This window comes from Comamonas avium (assembly GCF_014836675.1).
Classification (GTDB): domain Bacteria; phylum Pseudomonadota; class Gammaproteobacteria; order Burkholderiales; family Burkholderiaceae_C; genus Comamonas; species Comamonas avium.
In genome coordinates this window covers 322,204-342,528 of record NZ_JACSQK010000005.1, presented here as the reverse complement: position 1 = coordinate 342,528, position 20,325 = coordinate 322,204, and the positions used below count along the sequence as shown (strand labels likewise).

16 protein-coding genes are annotated in these 20,325 nt (G+C 58.1%); 3 read left to right on the top strand and 13 right to left on the bottom strand.

Annotated features, from left to right (window positions below; genetic code table 11):
• Both H9646_RS11810 and H9646_RS11805 read right to left on the bottom strand, forming a co-directional pair.
• On the bottom strand, positions 1 to 665 hold a 665-nt coding region (locus H9646_RS11810), incomplete at its 3' end, for a helix-turn-helix domain-containing protein (RefSeq protein WP_191723559.1).
• Positions 666 to 840: 175 nt separating this feature from the next.
• The gene (locus H9646_RS11805) at positions 841 to 1,821 is read right to left on the bottom strand and encodes a site-specific integrase (RefSeq protein WP_191723558.1); all 981 of its coding nucleotides are present in this window, start codon (positions 1,819 to 1,821) and stop codon (positions 841 to 843) included.
• A 660-nt stretch (positions 1,822 to 2,481) separates the two neighbouring features.
• Between H9646_RS11805 and H9646_RS11800 the strand changes: the two genes are divergently transcribed.
• Positions 2,482 to 2,925 carry an HIT family protein gene (locus H9646_RS11800; RefSeq protein WP_191723557.1) on the top strand — a complete coding sequence of 148 codons (444 nt, stop codon included), beginning with the start codon at positions 2,482 to 2,484 and terminating at the stop codon, positions 2,923 to 2,925.
• A 109-nt stretch (positions 2,926 to 3,034) separates the two neighbouring features.
• Here the strand turns inward: H9646_RS11800 and H9646_RS11795 are convergent, their stop codons facing one another.
• From H9646_RS11795 to H9646_RS11755, 9 genes are all read right to left on the bottom strand, one after another.
• Positions 3,035 to 4,093 (bottom strand): adenosine deaminase, encoded by a 1,059-nt coding sequence (locus H9646_RS11795; protein ID WP_191723556.1) that lies wholly within the window; start codon positions 4,091 to 4,093, stop codon positions 3,035 to 3,037.
• Complete coding sequence (locus tag H9646_RS11790; protein WP_191723687.1) at positions 4,093 to 5,067, bottom strand: aromatic ring-hydroxylating dioxygenase subunit alpha; 975 nt, start codon at positions 5,065 to 5,067, stop codon at positions 4,093 to 4,095. The genes H9646_RS11795 and H9646_RS11790 overlap by 1 nt, the downstream gene beginning before the upstream one ends.
• Positions 5,068 to 5,178: 111 nt before the next feature.
• Positions 5,179 to 6,327, bottom strand: a complete 1,149-nt coding sequence (locus tag H9646_RS11785) for a BMP family ABC transporter substrate-binding protein (protein WP_191723555.1) — start codon at positions 6,325 to 6,327, stop codon at positions 5,179 to 5,181.
• 354 nt (positions 6,328 to 6,681) lie between these two features.
• On the bottom strand, positions 6,682 to 7,839 hold the full coding sequence (locus H9646_RS11780) for a BMP family ABC transporter substrate-binding protein (RefSeq protein ID WP_191723554.1): 1,158 nt from the start codon (positions 7,837 to 7,839) through the stop codon (positions 6,682 to 6,684).
• A 103-nt stretch (positions 7,840 to 7,942) separates the two neighbouring features.
• Positions 7,943 to 8,863: an ABC transporter permease gene (locus H9646_RS11775; protein ID WP_191723553.1), complete on the bottom strand. Its 921-nt coding sequence runs from the start codon at positions 8,861 to 8,863 to the stop codon at positions 7,943 to 7,945.
• Positions 8,863 to 9,945 carry an ABC transporter permease gene (locus H9646_RS11770; protein WP_191723552.1) on the bottom strand — a complete coding sequence of 361 codons (1,083 nt, stop codon included), beginning with the start codon at positions 9,943 to 9,945 and terminating at the stop codon, positions 8,863 to 8,865. Before H9646_RS11770 ends, H9646_RS11775 begins: the two co-directional genes overlap by 1 nt.
• Entirely contained in the window at positions 9,938 to 11,527 is a 1,590-nt protein-coding gene (locus H9646_RS11765; protein WP_191723551.1) for an ABC transporter ATP-binding protein, read from the bottom strand. The genes H9646_RS11770 and H9646_RS11765 overlap by 8 nt, the downstream gene beginning before the upstream one ends.
• Before the next feature lie 82 nt (positions 11,528 to 11,609).
• Positions 11,610 to 12,533, bottom strand: coding sequence for a LysR family transcriptional regulator (locus H9646_RS11760; RefSeq protein ID WP_191723550.1), 924 nt, complete (start codon positions 12,531 to 12,533; stop codon positions 11,610 to 11,612).
• A gap of 75 nt (positions 12,534 to 12,608) precedes the next feature.
• Positions 12,609 to 13,403 (bottom strand): hypothetical protein, encoded by a 795-nt coding sequence (locus H9646_RS11755; RefSeq protein WP_191723549.1) that lies wholly within the window; start codon positions 13,401 to 13,403, stop codon positions 12,609 to 12,611.
• Between the two features lie 242 nt (positions 13,404 to 13,645).
• Between H9646_RS11755 and xdhA the strand changes: the two genes are divergently transcribed.
• Both xdhA and xdhB read left to right on the top strand, forming a co-directional pair.
• A complete protein-coding gene (gene xdhA, locus H9646_RS11750) occupies positions 13,646 to 15,151 on the top strand; it encodes a xanthine dehydrogenase small subunit (RefSeq protein ID WP_191723548.1) in 1,506 nt (501 codons plus the stop codon).
• On the top strand, positions 15,148 to 17,484 hold the full coding sequence (gene xdhB / locus H9646_RS11745) for a xanthine dehydrogenase molybdopterin binding subunit (RefSeq protein WP_191723547.1): 2,337 nt from the start codon (positions 15,148 to 15,150) through the stop codon (positions 17,482 to 17,484). Before xdhA ends, xdhB begins: the two co-directional genes overlap by 4 nt.
• Here the strand turns inward: xdhB and H9646_RS18640 are convergent.
• Both H9646_RS18640 and H9646_RS11735 read right to left on the bottom strand, forming a co-directional pair.
• Positions 17,481 to 19,475, bottom strand: a complete 1,995-nt coding sequence (locus tag H9646_RS18640; RefSeq protein ID WP_191723546.1) for a sensor domain-containing diguanylate cyclase — start codon at positions 19,473 to 19,475, stop codon at positions 17,481 to 17,483. The genes xdhB and H9646_RS18640 overlap by 4 nt on opposite strands.
• Before the next feature lie 135 nt (positions 19,476 to 19,610).
• The gene (locus H9646_RS11735) at positions 19,611 to 20,234 is read right to left on the bottom strand and encodes a Crp/Fnr family transcriptional regulator (protein WP_191723686.1); all 624 of its coding nucleotides are present in this window, start codon (positions 20,232 to 20,234) and stop codon (positions 19,611 to 19,613) included.
• Positions 20,235 to 20,325: the final 91 nt, after the last annotated feature.

Genomic DNA, 20,325 nt, shown 5'->3' with positions numbered 1-20,325 from the left:
GCAACTGACCCACTTATCGGACGTGGCACGATGTTTCCTTTTTCATCCATGAGGCCCTGCTTCTTCAGTTGCTCAAGCAGCTGCGGTGGCAAAACTCCTGTCATTCCCCTCGGCTTAGGCACTGCAACTGACCCACTTATCGGACGTGGCACGATGTTTCCTTTTTCATCCATGAGGCCCTGCTTCTTCAGTTGCTCAAGCAGCTGCGGTGGCAAAACTCCTGTCATTCCCCTCGACTTAGGCGTTGCAACTGACCCGCTTACCGGACGTGGCACGATGTTTCCTTTTTCGTCCATGAGATTTGCCCCCAATGGCATCACCGAAGCTGCTGGCTTAGCCTCTTCCTGTTTTGGCTCTGCCACAGTAGTCATACCAAGCTTCTGGCCTATACCCTCATCTCTATGTTTCTGCAACTGATTCCAAACCTTAGGAGACAAAATTCTCCCGTCAGTTTTCAGCCGTACCACAAGCTCTGCGTTTAGCAATTTCAAAATTGCAAGAAATTGCCCAACGCTAATGGCAGAGGGATCTTTTTCAATAGCTGCAACCCTAGACTGGGTGACTCCGAGCAACTCTGCCAAACCTGCTTGACTTAAGCCAGCCGCCTTGCGCAGAGACTTCATATGAATCCCTAATTGCTCGGGAAATGCCAGAACGAAGTCCATCTTTCACCTCTAAAAAATCACATTTAAGTAATATTATCAAAAAATCACCTAAGAATGATTTTATGAAAAAAACAACTTAAGTGTGATTTTTTCAAAAAACAACCTTTAGATGATAATAAATAAACCGCAATTTCTTTCCGGCGCATCCTTGGTCGACATGTAAAGCAATAAGTGGCTAACCAGAAAGGCGTGGTGAATTAGATCCTTCAAGGTACTTGAAGAGGAGTGACAGTGCTTCCTCCTTTTCTTTCATGTATTCATAGGCGTTGTAGTGCCTGTCTTGAACACCAGAAATGCCGTGGCTTTGCAGCCGCCAGCGGATTTCTTTCGACACCCCAAGGCTAGCAAGAAGTGTTTCAACACCAGAGCGAACACGCTTGGGTTTAAAGCTCTGATTGCCAGGCAGTTTTTGAGCCCAAAGGCGTATGGTGTTATTGCCCAACGGTTCACCGTCTTTGACACTTAGCGCGTAGTCACCCGTTGGATTGCACATTTCCAAGGCACGCTTGGCCTCTGGGATCAGGGGCACAAGATGCTGCCGAGGCGCAGTGCCGACCTTTCCCTTGCCATCCCATAAAACAATGTGCGCAGCGTGAACGTCAACTGTTTTTAGCGCACGCAATTGCTCAAGGCGCTGGCCGCCGGTCAGAAGGTGAAGGCGCAGAACTGCGCCCTGCTGGGTGTCCAATTGCTTTATTGCCTGCCAGTACGCATGCATCTCCGCGCCAGACAGTGGATTCATGTCGGCCCCGCCACCGCCCACCACTTTCACATCGTTGACAGGGTTGAACTTCAGCGCATAGTCCTTGAACTTGATAGGCACAGCAGGGTTTGTTTTGGCTTCACGGGCCATCTGAAATGCAGCGCGCAGCATCTTGCGCAGGCCCCATGCTGTGGTGACCTTTCCCGCTTCAATCATCTTGCGCAGAATGTCCGCAATCTGTTCTTCCGTCACCTCATTGGCCGGAAGTGCCGCCAGCTCTGGCCAGGCATTGATGACGTGCAGCTTGAACTGGGTCCGTACCTTGCCTTCGGAAACCTTGCCATTCGCGCCCAGCCAGTGGACATAGTCAGTGAGGAGCGCTTGAAGTGTGAATGCCGACAAGTTTTGCTTATCCTGCTTGGCTTTTTGTTGCTCGGCTTTGCGCTTGGCCATGACCGCTGCGTAGCCACCAGCATCAAGGTTGGAGCGGTGCAGCGCTGCCATCTCGCGGGCAGCTTCCTGCGCGGCTAAGACAGAGTAGCCACGCGCAGTAGGCTTCAGATCCTTGGGCTTTGCTTTGGAGTCCCAAACGCCGATCACTTCGCGTGAACTGTTGTTCTCGTACGTGTAGCGCCAGTAGAACATCACGACATCACCCGCCATACGCCGGGCTTCAAGTGAACCAGAGGGCACTACCTTGGCTACGCGAGTGAACTTACCGGGTGCGAGGTCTGCAAAAATTTGACCGTGAGTGGTGGCCATGCCAATCTCCTGAGCAGCCTGTCACAGCGAGACCCCGTACATTTCTGTGACAGTTCTGGTGACAGTTTTTCGAAGATTTGGATTGTATGGGCTTGCACTAGATTGGACTTGCAAACCTGAAAAATCAAAGACTTGAGGAGAATTCGCAGTTCAAGCCTGTGCAAGCTGGTGCACTGATTTTCCTCTACATGGCTCCGAAATGAAAAACACAAGCCAATGGAGCAACCAGCTTGCGAAGGGGCGAATTCTAGCGCTGCTCAGTAGCCTTTGCTGCGTTCGGACTAACCAGACTGGCGGTCAGCGGCCGGTCTGCCTACGATGGCAGCCATTTACTGCAGGAGACAAATTGCCATGCCCATGTTTATTGACACATCCCCACCCGGTCACTGCATTTTTTGCAAGATCGCGGCGGGAGAGATTCCAGCGGCAAAAATTTATGAAGATGCGCTAACCGTGGCGTTCATGGACATCGGTCAGGTCAACCCGGGCCATGTGCTGGTCGCCAGCAAGCGCCACGCGGTGACCGTGCTGGAGCTAACAGCCGAAGAAGCCGCCGCCATCATGCAGACCGCACAGCGCGTAGCCGTGGCCGCACAAGCGGCGTTTGACCCCGATGGCATCACCCTCTTTCAGGCCAATGGCGCAGCGGGCGGGCAGACGGTTTTTCACTTTCACATGCATGTGCTGCCGCGCCATGAAGGCGATGGCATGGCACTTGCCTGGCCACGCAAAGAGCCGGGCATGCAGATGCTGCAAGCCTACGCAGAGCAACTGAAGGCAGCGCTGCAGGCTTAGACCTGGGTGTCTTTGATTTAAAAAAAGTAGCTGCTAACGCTTACACAGCAAATGCTTCAGATATAAAACTATCGAAAAACCTTTACCAGCATACGTTAGCAGCTATTCTTTATGCAGCCATGCTCTCAAAGCAGGCATCAAGCTGCTGCACCCACAAGGCTTGCTGCTCTGGGCTGGCAAAGGTGGCCTCCAGACTGTTGCGGGCCAACTGGTAGGCCTGCTCAGCGCCCATCCCGGTGGCCGCAAAGACTTGCAGGTAGTTCTCGTTGACGTAGCCACCAAAGTAGGCCGGATCGTCTGAGTTGACCGTCACGTTCAGCCCAGCGGCCAGCATGCGCGGCAGATTGTGGTCGCGCAGGTCGGGAAAGACGCACAGCTTCTGGTTAGACAGCGGGCATACCGTCAGCGGCATGCGCGTATCTGCCAGGCGCTGCATCAGATCCCAGTCTTTTTCTGACTGCACGCCGTGGTCAATGCGCTGTACCTGCAGCACGTTCAAAGCGCTCCAGACATAAGCCGGAGGCCCTTCTTCGCCCGCATGGGCCACCAGGTGAAAGCCCAGCGCCTTGCACTGCTCAAACACACGCGCAAACTTCTCTGGCGGGTTACCCACCTCTGAGCTGTCCAGCCCGATACCGATGAAGTGCTCCCGATAAGGCAGCGCGGCATGCAGGGTGTCAAAGGCGGCCTCTTCACTGAGGTGGCGCAGAAAGCTCAGGATCAGTCCAGCGCTGATGCCCCACTGGGCCTGAGCGTCCTTGCAGGCGCGCGCAAGGCCATGAATCACGGTCTCCATGGCCACGCCGCGCTCGGTGTGGGTTTGCGGGTCAAAAAAGATTTCTGCACGCACCACGTGGTCAGCAGCGGCACGCTGGAGGTACGCCATGGCCATGTCGTAGAAGTCTTGCTCTTGCAGCAAAACGCTGGCCCCGGCGTAGTAGATGTCCAGAAAACTTTGCAGATCGGTGAAGGCGTAGGCCGCACGCAGCGCCTCCACATCGGCATACGGCAGCTGCACACCATTGCGCTGGGCCAGCGCAAAGATCAGCTCGGGCTCCAGCGAGCCTTCGATGTGCATGTGCAGCTCTGCCTTGGGCATGGCGCGCAGCAGCGCAGGCAGGCAATCGGCCGGAATGCGGGAAACCGTGGAGGGCACTGCGTAGGTCATCAACAAACTCCGAAAGTGACGCCGCTGGCTTTCAGGTAGCGGCGGTAAGCAGCCGACATGCGGTCTGCCGAGGAATGCAGCTCTGCGCGCGGGTCCAGCGGCAAAGGCTTGGGCAATTGCGACTCCAGCACCGGCTGGTCCTGCGTGAAGATGGTGTGCTGAAAAGCTTGCAACTGCTCGTCGCTCGATTCAAAGTCTGCCACGGCCAGACGGAACCACACGCGGCTGCTCTCTGGCGTGATGGGGCAGATGAACAGACCAATGGCTTCGCGCCAGCCGTCCTTGGTCGTACCTTCTTCGGGAATCTTGGTCAGCAGCGCGGTGTAAGGCCCCGTGACTTCGTAGGTGTAGTGCACTTGCGCCGGCTTGGTGGAGTGCAAATTGGACAGCGGCTGCACCGCCTTGCAATTGGTGGCCTTGACTCCGAACGCCGTGTTTTCTACGTTGTAGGGCGACATCTCCGTCGCATCGCGGCTGCCCAGCCAGCCTTCGTGCACGAATCCAAAGTGCGACATGTCCAGAAAGTTTTCAATGATGCGCGGTGCGCTGGCAGCCACGTCGTAAGGGCCGCAGCTGACTTTGCGCAGGCGCGCATCGCCTTCGGCTTCAAACGCAGGCAGGGGCACATCAGCGGCCTGCAACTGCACCCAGATCAGGCCGCAGGCTTCCTGCACACCAAACGATTTGACGCAATGCTGGGGTGGAGGCGTGAAGCTGGGCACAGCAGGCACTTTCACGCACTGGCCACTGTCGGCAAATTGCCAGCCGTGGTAGGGGCACTCCAGGTTGCCCTCATTGACACGGCCCAGCGACAGGCGTGCACCCCGGTGCGGGCAGCGGTCCACAAAAGCGTTGGCCACACCCTCGGCATCGCGCCACAGCACCAGATCTTCATCGAGCAAACGCACGCCCACAGGGCCTTGCTGCACATCGCTCGAAAGGGCTACGGGATGCCATTGGGTTTTTTCCATCATGGGGATCACTGTCACAGTTGTTTTCATAGACCGCGATCTTTCCAAAAAAAAGGGCAGCCCACAGGCTGCCCTTGCAATAACCGAGCCAGTCAGAGGCTCGTTGGTGATGGCTTACTGGCCGGGAACCTTGCCTTCTACGCCCTTGATGTAGAAGTTCACGCCAGACAGGAAGGCATCGTCAGCCACAGCGCCGTCGGCCAAAACTTCCTTGCCATCGTTAGATGCGAGCGGACCCTTCCAGATCTTGAACGAACCAGACTTCAAGCCAGCCTTCACTTCATCAACCTTGGCCTTCAGCTCGGCAGGAATGTCGTCAGCCAGCGATACCAGGTCAATGGCACCTTCTTGCACACCCCACCATGCACGACCCGAGGTCCACGTGCCGTTGAGCACGTCGTTGGTGGCCTTGATGTAGTAAGGCGACCAGTCAATGATGGCCGAGCCCAGGTGGGCTTTAGGGCCGTAGGCGGTCATGTCCGAATCCCAGCCAAAAGCGCGTTTGCCCTTTTCTTCAGCGGTCTTGAGCACGGCAGGCGAGTCGGTGTTCTGGAACAGGATGTCGGCGCCACCGTTGATCAGGCTGGTGGCTGCTTCTGTTTCCTTGGGAGGGCTGAACCATTCGTTCACCCACACCACCTTGGTCGTGATGTTGGGGTTGACCGACTGGGCACCCATCGTGAAGGAGTTGATGTTGCGAATCACCTCAGGAATTGGCACGGAACCGACGATGCCCAAGGTGTTGGTCTTGGTCATGCCACCGGCAATGACGCCCGCCATGTAAGCGCCTTCGTAGGTACGGCTGTCATAGGTGCGCACGTTGTCAGCCGTTTTGTAGCCGGTGGCGTGCTCGAATTTGACATCTTTGAAATCTGGCGCAATCTTCTGGATGGAGTCCATGTAGCCAAACGTTGTGCCAAAAACCACCTTGTTGCCCTGGCTGGCCAGATCGCGCAGCACGCGTTCGGCATCGGGGCCTTCGGGCACGCTTTCCACATAGGAAGTGACGATCTTGTCACCCATGACTTCCTGCAATTTCTTGCGCGCCGTATCGTGCGCAAAGCTCCAGCCACCATCACCCACAGGGCCGACATAAGCAAAAGCAATCTTCAGCGGCTCAGCCTTGGCGGGGGCCTCTACAGCGGGGGCTGCGGCAGGCGCTGGAGCAGGTTCATCTTTCTTACCGCAAGCAGCCAAAGCAGTCACGGTCAACGCCGAAATAGCTGCCAGCTTGAACATGGAACGTTTGTTCAGATCAGTCATGAATCATCCTTTTGGATCGGGGAGTAAGCAAACCATTGCAGCAACACCTGCGCCCAGCCTTTTGAGCCAGCACTTCAAGCAACCACTGCCAAAGGCGTGATGGTTGCATAAAACAGCTGCGCTTTTACGAAACAGGCACATCCTAGCGCTGCTGTTTCACAACCGGTCAATTCACGTGCGGCTGCAGGCTGCGGCGTTGCATTCATGCTCAATCGCAAGATGCATGCCATTTCATACGCAATGGGGGTATAGCGCAGACACTTTCCATGCGCGCCTGAGCCACAAAAAAGGCCTCCGTTCAACGGGAGGCCCTGGTATCACGCAAGGGCAGCTCGCCCTTGTGATGAAGCAAATTTACTTGCCTGCGCCGGGCACGTTGCCTTCAATGCCATTCACATAGAACTTGATGCTGGTGATGAAGGGCATATCAGCCACTTGACCATCGGCCAGCAATTCCTTGCCTGTGTTGTCCTTCAAAGGGCCCTTCCAGATCTGGAATGTGCCGTCCTTCAGGCCCTTGCGCACTTCGGCAACCTTGTCTTTGATCTCTTGCGGGACATCGTCAGAGATCTTCACCAGATCCATCGCGCCTTCCTTGACGCCCCACCAGAAGTTCTGACCGTTTTCTACCTTGCCGTCCAGCGCATCTTGCACCACCTTGGTGTAGTAAGGCGCCCAGTCAATCACGGCAGAGCCCAGGTGAGCCTTGGGTGCGTAGGCGCTCATGTCGCCGTCCTTGCCAAAGGCGTACACGCCGCGCTCTTCTGCTGTCTTGAGCACTGCAGGAGAGTTGGTGTTTTGGTACATCACGTCCACACCGCCGTTGATCAGGCTGGTGGCCGCTTCTGCTTCTTGGGGTGGGCTGAACCAGGAGTTCACCCACACCACTTTGGCCTTGATCGTGGGATCGACGCTTTGCGCACCCAGAACAAATGAGTTGATGTTGCGCACCACCTCAGGGATTGGCACAGAAGCGACGACACCAATGGTCTTGGTTTTGCTCATGGCACCGGCCACGATACCGGCCATGTACGCGCCTTCAAAGGTCTTGGCGTCGTAGGTCGAGCTGTTTGCAGACTGCTTGTAGCCCGTTGCGTGCTGGAAGTTCACTTCTGGCAGCTCAGGGGACAGTTTCTGCACATACTCCTGGTAGCCAAAGCTGGTTGCAAAAATCAGCTTGCTGCCTTGCGCAGCCATGTCACGCATGACGCGTTCGGAGTCTGGACCTTCAGCCACGCTTTCCACAAACGAGGTCGCGACCTTGTCACCAAACTTGTCTTGCACCGCCTTGCGGCCCAGCTCGTGCTGGAATGTCCAGCCGCCGTCCCCAATGGGGCTGACGTACACAAAGCCAACCTTCAGCGGTTCGCTCTTGGCAGCAGCATCTGCAGCAGGTGCTGCAGCGGGAGCAGGAGCGGCTTCTTCTTTCTTGCCGCAAGCGGCCAAAGTGGCAATGGTGATGGCCGACAGGGCCACCATCTTCAACACGGTGCGTTTGTGCAGTTGGGACATGTGTGTTTCCTCGACATGGATATAAAAAAGGCGGACCTGAAAAGCCCGCCTTGCGCTTTGCGTGCCCTTTGCCAGAGCACAGCGTCATGGTTGTCAGCTCTGTTTAAGAGCCCGGGTAAAACGGCTTTCCAAGCGAAGCCGGCATATTCGCACGAATCCATGCAGGATTGCGCGAAATCAGCACCAAAACGACGATGGTCGCCACATAAGGCAGCATGCTCAGCAGCTGGCTGGCAATGTGTACGCCCGAGGCCTGCAGGTGAAATTGCAACATGGTCACGCCACCAAACAAGTAGGCACCCAGCAAGATTCGCGTTGGCCGCCATGTGGCGAAAGTGGTCAGAGCCAAGGCAATCCAGCCGCGGCCAGCCACCATGCCCTCCACCCACAAAGGCGTATAGACCGTTGACACGTAAGCGCCTGCCAGACCGCACAGTGCGCCGCCGGCCATGACAGCGCCCAGGCGGATCATGCGCACGTTGTAGCCCAGCGCATGGGCAGACTCTGGCGACTCACCCACCGAGCGCAAGACCAGGCCCGCACGCGTGCGATACAGGAAATACACCAGCAGCGCCGCAATGATGATGGCCCCGTACACCAGGGGATGGTGGCGAAACAAGGCAGGGCCCACCACAGGCAGATCAGCCAGATAGGGAATCGCATACTTGGGCGACTCTGGCATCTTGGCCTGAACATAGTTCAACCCAGCGAATGCCGAAAATCCTGCGCCAAACAGGCTCAGAGCCAAGCCGGTGGCCGACTGGTTGGTATTGAGCCAGATGACCAGCACGCCAAAGATGGCTGCCAGCAAAGCACCAGCGCCCATCCCTGCCAGAAAACCTATCCACGTGCTGCCGGTATGTACCACGGCAGCAAAACCGGCCAGCGCTGCGCACAGCATCATGCCTTCAGCACCCAGATTGATCACACCCGCTTTTTCATTGATAAGCAGCCCCATCGCAGCCAAGGCCAGCACGGTGCCAGCGCTCAGCGTTGAAGCAAACAGCAATGCATACGCATCCATTACGGTGCTCCCTTCACTGCAGGTTTAGCGGCTACCCAGCGGACACGATAGGCAATCAAGGTATCGCAAGCCAGCAGCGTAAACAGCAACAGCCCCTGGAATACGCCAGTCAAAGATTTCGGCAAGCCCAAACGCGACTGCGCCAGCTCGCCACCGATATAGAACATGCTCATCAAAATTGCCGAAAAGATCATGCCAACAGGATGCAGACGGCCGACAAAGGCCACGATGATGGCGGCAAAGCCATAGCCGGCAGGTACATATGGGGTCAGTTGCCCAATGGGGCCTGCCACTTCCAGCGCACCCGCCAAGCCGGCAGTGCCGCCAGAGATCAGCAACGCCGTCCACAGCGCGCGGCGCGACGAAAAGCCTGCGTAGCGTGCAGCTGCAGGTGCCATACCGCCCACTTGCTGGGCAAAGCCGGCCTTGGTGCGAAACAAAAACACCCACAGTGCAGCCACACCGAGCAACGACAGCAGCGTGCCAATGTGCACGCGGGTGCCTTCAATCAGCTTGGGAATCTGCGTCACGCGCTCAAATGCCTTGGACTGCGGGAAGTTGTAGCCCATGGGGTCCTTCCAGGGGCCATAGACCAGGTAGCCCAGCACCAGCGTACCGACGTACACCAGCATCAGGCTGACCAAGATTTCATTGGCGTTGAACTTGTCGCGCAAAAATGCCACGATGCCTGCCCAGAACATGCCACCCAATACTCCGGCCAGCAAAATGGCCGGAACAATCCAGGGACCGGTGCTTTTGTCTGCCAGCAGCGCTACGCCGCCTGCCGTGACAGCACCAATGACAAACTGCCCCTCTGCGCCAATGTTCCAGATGTTGGAGCGAAAGCAGACCGACAAGCCCAGCGCAATCAGCAGCAAAGGCGTGGCCTTCATCACCAGCTCGCCCAGGGCATAGCTCGTTTTGATAGGTTCCCAGAAAAATGCCTGCAGGCCGTTGACCGGGTCTTTGCCCAGAGCAATGAACAACATCACACCTATCGCCACCGTGATCAACAGCGCCAGGACGGGTGCGCCATAGGTCCAGAATTTGGAGACCTGAGGACGGGGTTCGAGCTTAAACATGCTGCGTGCCTCCGTTTTCTGCTTCAACCTGGGCCAGGTGCTGCTGCACATCGGCATTCCACAAACCGCTCATCCATTCACCCACTAACTGCAGCGTGGCATCTGCACGCTGCAGCGAGGGGCTCAACTGCCCCTTGGCTACCACGTGTAAACGGTCACTGATTTCAAACAACTCGTCCAGCTCTTCGCTGAGCACCAGCACCGCACAGCCAGCGTCGCGCAGCGCCAAAATCTCACCACGAATCTGCGCTGCGGCCCCTACATCTACGCCCCATGTGGGCTGCGAGACAATCAAAAGCTTGGGCTTTGCATCAATTTCCCGGCCCACAATGAACTTTTGCAGGTTACCGCCGGAGAGCGACTTGGCCGGCGCGTTCGGCCCTCCTGCCTTGACACCAAAACGGCGGATGATGTCTGCCGCATGCACCTGCAGCTTGCCAATGTTCAGCCAGCCGCCCCTGCCCACCGCGTCATCACGCGTCAGCAGCATGTTGTGTGCCAGCCCCATGGTGGGCACGGCACCACGGCCCAGGCGCTCTTCTGGCACAAAGTGCAGGCCCAGCTGGCGGCGCTGCCTGGGGTTCAGGCGCCCTGCAGCTTTGCCAGCCACCTCGATCATGTGTGCCGCTGCTCGCGTGTCTTCGCCTGACAACGCATAGAGCAGCTCGCGCTGGCCATTGCCCGAGACTCCGGCAATGCCCAGCACCTCGCCAGCGCGCACTTCAAACCGCATGTCGATCAGGTCCACGCCGAACTGGTCCTGCTTTTTGAGGCTCAGACCATTGACATGCAGCACAACGCTGCCGGTCTTTACTTCACGGTACTGCAGCGCTGGTGGCTCGGCACCAATCATCAGTCGCGACAGCGAGGCATTCGTTTCTTCTTGTGGATTGCAGTAACCCGTGACCTTGCCGCCACGCAGCACGGTACAGGCGGTGCACAGCTCGCGAATTTCGTGCAGCTTGTGGCTGATGTACAAGATAGAGCAGCCTTGCGAGGCCAGCTTCTTGAGCACCACAAACAACTTGTCCACCGCTTGCGGTGTGAGCACGGACGTTGGCTCATCCAGGATTAATACACGCGGGTCAGTCAGCAGGGCACGAATAATTTCCACACGCTGCATCTCGCCCACAGACAGGGTGTGCACAGGGCGCAAGGGATCAATATCCATGCCGTATTCAGCGCCCTTGGATTCGATGCGTGCTGTGACCTCAGCCAAAGACATGCGCTTGTCCAGGCCCAGCCAGACATTCTCAGCAACGGTCAGCGTGTCAAACAGGCTGAAGTGCTGGAACACCATCGCAATACCGTATTGGCGTGCCTCTTGGGGATTGCGGATATTGACGGGCTTGCCATCAAACAGCACCTGGCCTTCATCAGGCTTGACCGTGCCATAGATGATCTTCATCAACGTGGACTTGCCTGCGCCGTTTTCACCCAGTACGGCGTGCACTTCACCGGGTTGCACCGTCAGCGATACCCCGTCATTGGCCACCACGGCCGGGTATCGCTTGGTAATGCCCACCAGCTGCAAGCGCGGTGGCACGGCACCGGGCGTGGGGATGGATTGAGGGGAATTCATGCGCGAGATTGTTTCAGTTTCAATAAATCTTGTGAAAAACCTACTCAGAAGCAGATTTGGCTTAATTTAATAGCTATATTTTTTATAGCTTCATGGCAGTATTCTTTACAGCTTCTCGCAGCCAGACACCAGCACTGGAGTGGTGCGTACGGTCGTGCCACAGCTGGTAGTAGCGCATTTGCGGCAGCGCAATTGGGGGCGGCAAAATTGCCAGCGGCAGCTGCGCTGCATAGCGCTCACAAAATTGCCGGCCTGTCGTCAGCACAAGCAAGCTCGATGCCACCATTTGAGGCATCAAGCCAAAGTGCGCACAGCGCACCGCAATGTTGCGACGCAGATTCAGTGCATTCAGCGCCTCGTCAATGACGCCTTTAGCGCCAGGGTGGGTCGGCATCGGCGCAATGTGCTCAGCATCCAGCCACTCTTTGGCCTTCCAGCCCCGGCGCACTGCCGGGTGCTTGTGGCTGACCAGACATACCGTGTCATCGGCAAACAGCTGCGCCATGCGCAGCTCAGCCGGGGGCTGGGGCCAGTTGCCGATCACGATATCCACATCGCCCTGGGCCAATTGCCCGCTGTAATCGACATCATGGTTCAAGGCCATGATCTCTACCGTACACAGCGGGGCCTGCTTTTTCAGGTGCGCAACCAGTTGGGGAAGGAACAGGGGATCCAGGTAATCGCTGGCAGCAATACGGAAGGTTCGCGTTGCCACGCGTGGATCAAATGCACGCGCTTCGGTAAATAAATTTTCTGCGGCTTGCAAGATGGCGGCCGCAGGCTCCAGCATGCTCAGCGCTGCATCGGTGGGCTGCATGCCACTGCCCGAGCGCACAAGAATGGGGTCCCCCGACAAATCCCGCAAGCGCTTGAGCGCCGTAGAAACCGCCGGCTGGTGCATACCCAGACGCACTGCTGCACGCGAGACGCTGCTTTCGGCAATCACCGTGTGCAGCACGCGTATCAAGTGCAGATCTATTTTTTCTAAAAGCGTGGCTTCTCGCATGAAAGAAATAAGGGCCGCGAATGCGACCCAGTATGCCAATACGTTGGTGCCACAAGGGCAGGGATTATTCGGTTGTCAATGTTGCTGTACGGCTTCACCCGTTAATGCAGCTTCGTCCAGTTTGGCCTGCCAGTACGCCAGTCGAGCGTTATGGCGCGCCATGATGGCCTCATCGATCGCTACTTTGTGGACATCAGAGTAATCCTCCAGCTCATCCACCAACTTCAGCATCTTTCGCTCCATCTGCGACATTTGCTCCATCAGCTCATCTTCCTCTGTCTTTTCGGTCCGTGACGGATTCGCAAGCGCTGCAAGCAGTTTGCTGTTCTTGCCCGGATCCACCGACCCCAGAGCGCGGCAAGCATCGTCGTACGTCGAACGGATACTGTTGAGCTCTTCCATCCGCTCATTGAAGCCTTCGCTGAGCACGGCCTTCAAATGGGCCTCTGCCTGCAAATAGGCTTCATGGCAGCGCTGCACTTCTGCTTCACGCTGCAGCCGCTCAGCCCGTGTACGCGGACCTTCAATGCGAAAAAGCATCGCAAAGATCAGGACAGCGGCAGCGCCATACCACAGCAACCAGTCTGCAGGTACTTGAAAGCCCCCCCATGCAAGCACTGCAACGCCAGCCCATGCCCCCATATATATGGCCTGACTTTCCCAGCGCACCTCACGCGGTACAGGGATTGGGGCCAGCTTGACCAGAGAGTGAAATTGCGCAGGCTCTTTGGCTTTGGGAGCCTGGAGCTTGGCCACTCGCTCGGAAACTTCGTCAATATGGAACTCAGGGGAATCAGATGCCAGCTGCACGGGTGCTGACCAGAAATTGAGAGAGCTTTTGGCGCGTCGCAAAAAGTTAGAAAAGCTCATGTTGCGGCAAAAGGTCTAAGAAAAAAGGTCAGGAAGTTTAACCATCACAAGGCAGCTCAAAGGAATCAATAGCCTTGCACGAAAATTGCTTACAGCGTCTGTATACAAATTGCAGCATATTGTCAACGGCGACACCACCGCCGACTTTATTGCTTTAAACGCATAGACTGCATACAGAAGTCTATATGCCATCCCCGTGTTCGAGTGGCTTAATCGCCAAAAAACCGCCAGATTGCAAGCCTATGTCCTCACGCCCTCTCCAATTTCTGCGCGGTGGTCAGCCCGTGACACTGCACAACGTTCCACCTGACCGTACTTTGCTGGAGGTGCTGCGCGAAGACTTGCACTGCACCGGCACCAAAGAAGGCTGCGGCGAAGGTGACTGCGGCGCGTGCACCGTGGTGCTGGGTGAACGCACGAGCGATGCCAGCGGCAAACCCCAACTGAGCTACAAAGCCATCAACAGCTGCATTCGACTGGCACACTCCATTGACGGCATGGCGCTGTGGACCGTAGAAGATCTGGCGCAAGACCCCGACATCCAACTGCCCGAGGGCAAAGACCTGCACCCCGTTCAGGAAGCGCTGGTGCAGTGCCACGGCACGCAATGCGGCTTCTGCACCCCGGGCTTTGTGATGAGCATGTTTGGCATGTACCAGAACCACGCCTGCGGCAGCACACTGGATCGTCAGGGCGCGCAAGAGGCGCTGTCAGGCAACCTGTGCCGCTGCACCGGCTATCGCCCTATCTTGGATGCTGCACAGCAAATGGCCAGCTTGCCACCTGCGACCGTCAACGCTCCTGTGGTTTTACAAAAATTAGAGCTACTAGCGCTTACTGACAATAGCTTTAAATCACAAAACCATTACAAACGCCCACACAGTCTGCGTGAGCTGCTACAAATTCGATTACAACACCCTCAGGCGCAAGTGGTGGCAGGCTGCACCGATGTGGGCCTGTGGGTGACCAAGCAGCACAAACGTTTCGAGATGGTGCTGGACGTCACCGCCGCTGCCGAGCTGAAAGTGATTGCACAAACCCATGGACACCTGCGCATTGGTGCCGCCGCCACGCTGCAAGAAGCGTTCACCGCGCTCAAAGCCCAGTGGCCGCAACTGCACAAATTTGCTGCGCGCTTTGCCGGACTGCCCGTGCGCAACAGCGGCACGCTGGGTGGCAATGTGGCCAATGGGTCGCCGATTGGCGACTCCATGCCGCTGCTGATTGCACTGAACGCCCAGGTGGTACTGGCCAGCGTGCGCGGTGAGCGCAGCCTGCCCCTGCAGGCGCTGTATACCGGCTACCGCCAGAACGTCATGGCCGCCGACGAGCTGGTCACTCGCATTGATGTACCACTGCCCGGCACCACCGATCACACCACCTATTTGCGTGCCTACAAAATCAGCAAGCGCCAGGACGACGACATCTCGGCCGTGTGCCTGGTGCTCAACGTGCAAGTGCAAGGCGGCGTGGTCATACATGCCAGCATTGGCGCTGGCGGGGTAGCCGCCACACCCGCGCGCGCAGTCAAGACAGAGGCCGCCTTGCTCGGCCAGCCCTGGACGCAGGCTACGGCCCAAGCTGCAGCCGCCGTATTGCAGACCGAGTTCAGCCCCATCTCAGACATGCGCGCCAGCGGCGACTACCGCCGCCATGTGCTGGGCAGTCTGGTGCAGCGCTTCTGGCTGGAGAGCCAGGGCCACACCAGCGCATCGCTGGAAGACATCCGCGTGGAGGTTTGCGCATGAAGGCCCCTGTCACTACCGTGCTGAGCACCACCACCAGCGCCACTGCCGTGGTCGGCCAATCCAGCACCCATGAAAGCGCCCGTGCGCAGGTACTGGGTCAGGCCCCTTATCTGGACGATGTGCCCGAGCTGCGCGGCACCCTGTACGCCGCGCCCATTCTCTCGACCATCTCCCACGGCACGCTGCATGGCGTAGACAGCAGCGAAGCGCTGCGCATGCCCGGCGTGCGTGGCGTGGTGCTGACAGCTGACATTCCGGGCGACCCCATCCTTGCGGCCTTTGGCCACGATGAACCGATTTTCGCGCTCGACAAGGTCTGGCACGTGGGCCAAGTCATTGGCCTGGTGGTGGCAGACAGCGTGATGGCCGCGCGCCGCGCTGCACGCAAGGTGGTCGCCGACATCACGCCGCTGCCCGCCGTGCTGGACACCGCAACTGCCATTGCCCAACAGAGCTTTGTACTGCCCCCAGTGCACGTGCAGCGCGGTGATGCCGATGCGGGTCTGGCCCGCGCCGCACAGCGCCTGCAAGGCACGCTGGAAGTGGGCGGGCAGGAGCACTTCTATCTGGAAGGGCAGATTGCTTACGTCATTCCCAGCGAGCAAAACCAGTGGGTGGTGCATTCCAGCACCCAGCACCCCGGTGAAGTGCAGGAATGGGTGGCCCACGCACTGGGCGTGGGCGCGCATGCAGTCACCGTGCAGTGCCGCCGAATGGGCGGTGGCTTTGGTGGCAAGGAGACGCAGGCAGGTCATCTGGCGGTGTGGTCTGCACTGGCTGCACGCAAGTTTGCCTGCCCGATCAAATTACGGCTGGACCGTGATGACGACTTCATGATTACCGGCAAGCGCCACCCGTTCTCGTATGAGTGGGATGTCGGCTTTGATGCCAGCGGCCTGATCACCGGCCTGAAGCTGCAAATGGCGGTGCACTGCGGCTTCAGCGCCGACTTGTCTGGCCCCGTAGCCGATCGCGCCATTTTTCACGCCGACAACGCCTACTTCCTGTCGGATGTCAGCATCACCTCTTACCGCTGCAAACTCAACACGCAGAGCCACACGGCTTTCCGTGGCTTTGGCGGACCGCAGGGCGTCATCGTGATTGAAACCATCATGGGAGACATTGCGCACACGCTGGGGCTGGACCCGCTGGAGGTACGCCGCCGCAACTACTACGATGCAGATGCCACATCGCCACGCGCCATCACCCACTACCAGATGAAGGTAGAAGACAACATCCTGCTGCCCATGACGCAAAAGTTAGAGCAGGATGCAAACTACCAGCAAAGGCTAGCAGCCATTTCTGCCTGGAATGCGCAAAACAGCGTCCTGCAACGCGGCATGGCCATTACGCCTGTCAAATTCGGCATCAGCTTTACCGCCACCCTGTTCAATCAGGCAGGCGCGCTGGTACACGTCTACACAGATGGCACGGTGCAGGTGAACCATGGCGGCACCGAAATGGGCCAGGGCCTGAACACGAAAGTCGCGCAGATCGTGGCCGATGAACTGGGGGTGCCGCTGTCGCAGGTGCAAGTAACGGCCAGCGACACCAGCAAAGTACCCAACGCCAGCGCCACCGCTGCCAGCAGCGGTACCGATCTGAACGGCCGTGCCGCCCAGTACGCGGCAGGTAAGGTGCGCAACAACCTGGCCGCTTTTGTGGCGGGCCTGGCCAATTGCGGGGCTGGTGCCATCACGTTCTCAGGTGGTTTGATTCATTCTCCCAGCGGTTCACGGCCCTTCAATGCAGTGGTCAAAGAAGCTTATGCCAACCGCATTCAGCTGTGGAGCGACGGCTTTTACCGCACGCCCAAGATTCATTACGACAAGGCCACCCTCACCGGTCGCCCGTTTTACTACTTTGCCTATGGTCTGGCATGCACCGAAGTGGCGATTGACACGCTCACTGGCGAGTCCAAGGTGCTGGCCATTGACGTGCTGTACGACGCGGGGCGCAGCATCAATCCGGCCATTGACATTGGCCAGGTAGAGGGCGGCTTCATCCAGGGCATGGGCTGGCTGACCACCGAGCAACTTGTGTGGAACGACAAGGGGGTGCTGACCACGCACGCACCCAGCACCTACAAAATTCCCGCCACGGGCGACATCCCCGAGCACTTCAAGGTGGAGCTGTTCAACGAACCCAACCGCGAAGACAACGTAGGGGGCAGCAAGGCGGTGGGTGAGCCACCGTTCATGCTGGCCATCAGCGTGTACGAGGCACTGCGCAATGCCATTGCCAGCGCCCGGCAGCAGCAAGGCAAAACCGGTGTGGTTCAGCTGCAGGCACCGGCTACAGCCGAACACGTGCTGCAATCGCTGCAGCGCTAAACCTCCAGTGTGGGGTGCGCCGTAATTTGCCCAACTGCCACCTGGCAGCGGCCACGGCGTTTGGCCTCGTAGCAGGCCATGTCGGCGGCACGCAGCGCCTGCTCTGGGGTATGTCGCTGCGCATCCACTGCCACCACCCCAATGCTGATGCTGACCCAGTGGCGCTCCCCGCCCCAGCTGGGCTGCCAGCGCCATACCGCATCACACAAAGCCTGGCCCAGACCTTGTACATGTGCAAGGCTGATTCCCGGCAGCATCACCGCAAACTCATCGCCTCCCAGCCGCGCCAGACTCCCCAGGGGCTGGGTCTGGCTGGCCAGCAAGCGTCCGATATGGCGCAGTATCTTGTTGCCCATCTCGCGGGAGGTCACTTCGTTCATCATCCCCAGATGGTCCACGTCTGCAAACAGCAAACAGCCCTGTGAAGGCACCCGCACCATGGCACTGCTCGGGTCTGACTTCACAGGTTGCATGCTGTCAAACACCCAGGACTGTAGCTCCCACATAAAAGCTTCCCGATTGGGCAAACCCGTCAGCCCGTCCCGCCAGACATGTGCATCGGCAGGCAGGGGGGCGCCGCGCTGCTGGCGCCAGGGCAAATGCAAACGCCACAGCGTGGCTGAGGGCAGTTGCGAAGACGACCATGCCAATACCTTGACCAGCACCCAGTCACCATCTTTCTTGCGCAGTTGCAGCGCCCCCTCGTAACTGCCCAGCTCTTCCAGCGCTTGTCGCACCGTTGACAGGACCCCGGGGCTTTCCACCAGCTGCGCCAGCGTGAGTTGATCGGCATCCTGCCCAAAGTACCCCAACATCACCGCCACCAGCGGTGTGGCCACAATGACCTGCCCATCCTGCTCCAGCAGCATGGCTGAAGGTACCCCCTCAAACATGGCCATTGCACCTGCCTGGATGACCTGGGGCTGTGCTGCGCTGGTGTCTTGCTCTTGCGCTTCAAACACATCTTCATGCTCTGGCTGCACCTGCACACCATGTACTTTCAGCCCAGTTTTCTTAGGCCATGGCGCCAACCAGCCCCATAGCATCCACCCCGCAAGCAGCGTCAGCAACAACGCCCCGCCGCCCAGGCCTGCCCAGACTTTGAGTGGCAAACCCTGGTCCATTTGCTTGTCTGCCGACATGTCTCTCAGCACCACCGCCTGCCACTGTGGCAAAGGCAGCCCCACACGGGTGGCCAGCAACTCGCCCCAGATGCGGGTATCGGCATTGGGTGAGGATGGCTTTGACAAGGCTTTCCAGTCACTGGCATGCACGCCCATGACATCGCTGACATTTTTCCAGCGCTGCGTCGCATCCGAATGCGCCAGCACCAGCCCCTCACTGTCCAGCAACATGTATTGCAGTCCTTGATCGGGCTCTACCAGCTCTGGCATCAACGCCGCCAAAGGCAGCTTCACTATGGCGGCCAAGGCCCCTGAGACGCTGCCATCTGTGCGCCTTATGGGCACACTGAGCAACATCCGCAAGTGCTGTGCATCTTCTACCGACTGAACAAAAGAGACCGTGGGTTTTCCATCGGCAATGGTGCGCCGCAAGGCATCCAGCCCCGGTGTATCGACCTCCGCTACTGCCCCCACCGCACCATGGTTGCTGATAGAGCCCGTGGGCAGCGCAACATGCAAACTTTCAAACAAGCGCAGCATGGAGCCGTCTTGCTGCATCAGCGCATCCAGCACCTCGGGCTTGTCCAGCAAACTGGTATGTACGCCTTGCGCAATCGAGGTCAGCAAACGCTGGTGTGCCTCCACGCGTGCCGTCAGCATGCGCGCCCACAAATCAGCCTCTAGACTTTGAAAAGCAACCAGACGCTCCTGTGTACGGGCATCAAATACACGCACCAGAAAAAACCCGCACAACGCCATGGCAGCCACAACCAGTGCCACCGTCACGCAGACAGCCGCGCGCAATCCATACCAGCTCGATTGGCTGCCGTCAGGCGGTTGTTTAGCAAAAGAAATCTTTCGGTTCACGCCCCACTATAGGCATGCGCTGCACCCGCTCTATACGGGTGGAACCCTTGCCAGACAAGCACTGACAGCACGAAAAGAGAAGCGCCTCAAAGCAAAAGAGGCCTTGCGGCCCCTTGCTTGTCTAGTTTTCAGACTCTAGATACCCGCCACGCTTTGCAGTGCACTGGGCTGGGGCAAATTCAACACATTGCCTGTACCCGCAATCAGTCCATGTTCACGCAGATGACGCAGCACACGCGAGAAGGTTTCTGGCGCAATCCCAAGCTGGGCTGCAATGGTGCGTTTGCGCTGATTCAGCGTCACGCGCAGTGTGCCATTCACGTCATGCTGGGCATGGCGCAGCAGCCACTGGGCACAGCGTGTTTCAGCATCTTGCGCCAAGCGGCTCACCGCCGTTTCGGTTTGCTGGCAGTACCCCTGCGCCATGTCACGCACCAAAGTGGCAACGGTATCGGGCAAAGCATCCAGACTGCTCTGAAAAGAGCTGAGCGAAATACGGCGCAGGCGAACACGGGAGTCAGTCACCATGTCAACGCCGCAAGGCTTGCCTGTGAGGGCAAAAGCAGCGTCCAGCCAGGCAGGGCCTTCCACCACCCCCAGCTGGTGGCGCATTTGACCCTCGCCTCTGACGCCCAGCACCACACATCCGCTGTCCAGATACAGAACGGAGTCAGGGCGCGTGCCTCGCTGGCGCAGCAGTTGACCGGCAGAAACCACTTCTGCCTGAGCCAATGGATCAAAAGATGGGATGTGGAACATGGTTACGCACTGTGCAGCAGCACCTGTCATATCGTGTTGAGCCATGTCAATAATTTGATGCAGTTACAACCAGCTTTCACTGGATGTACCT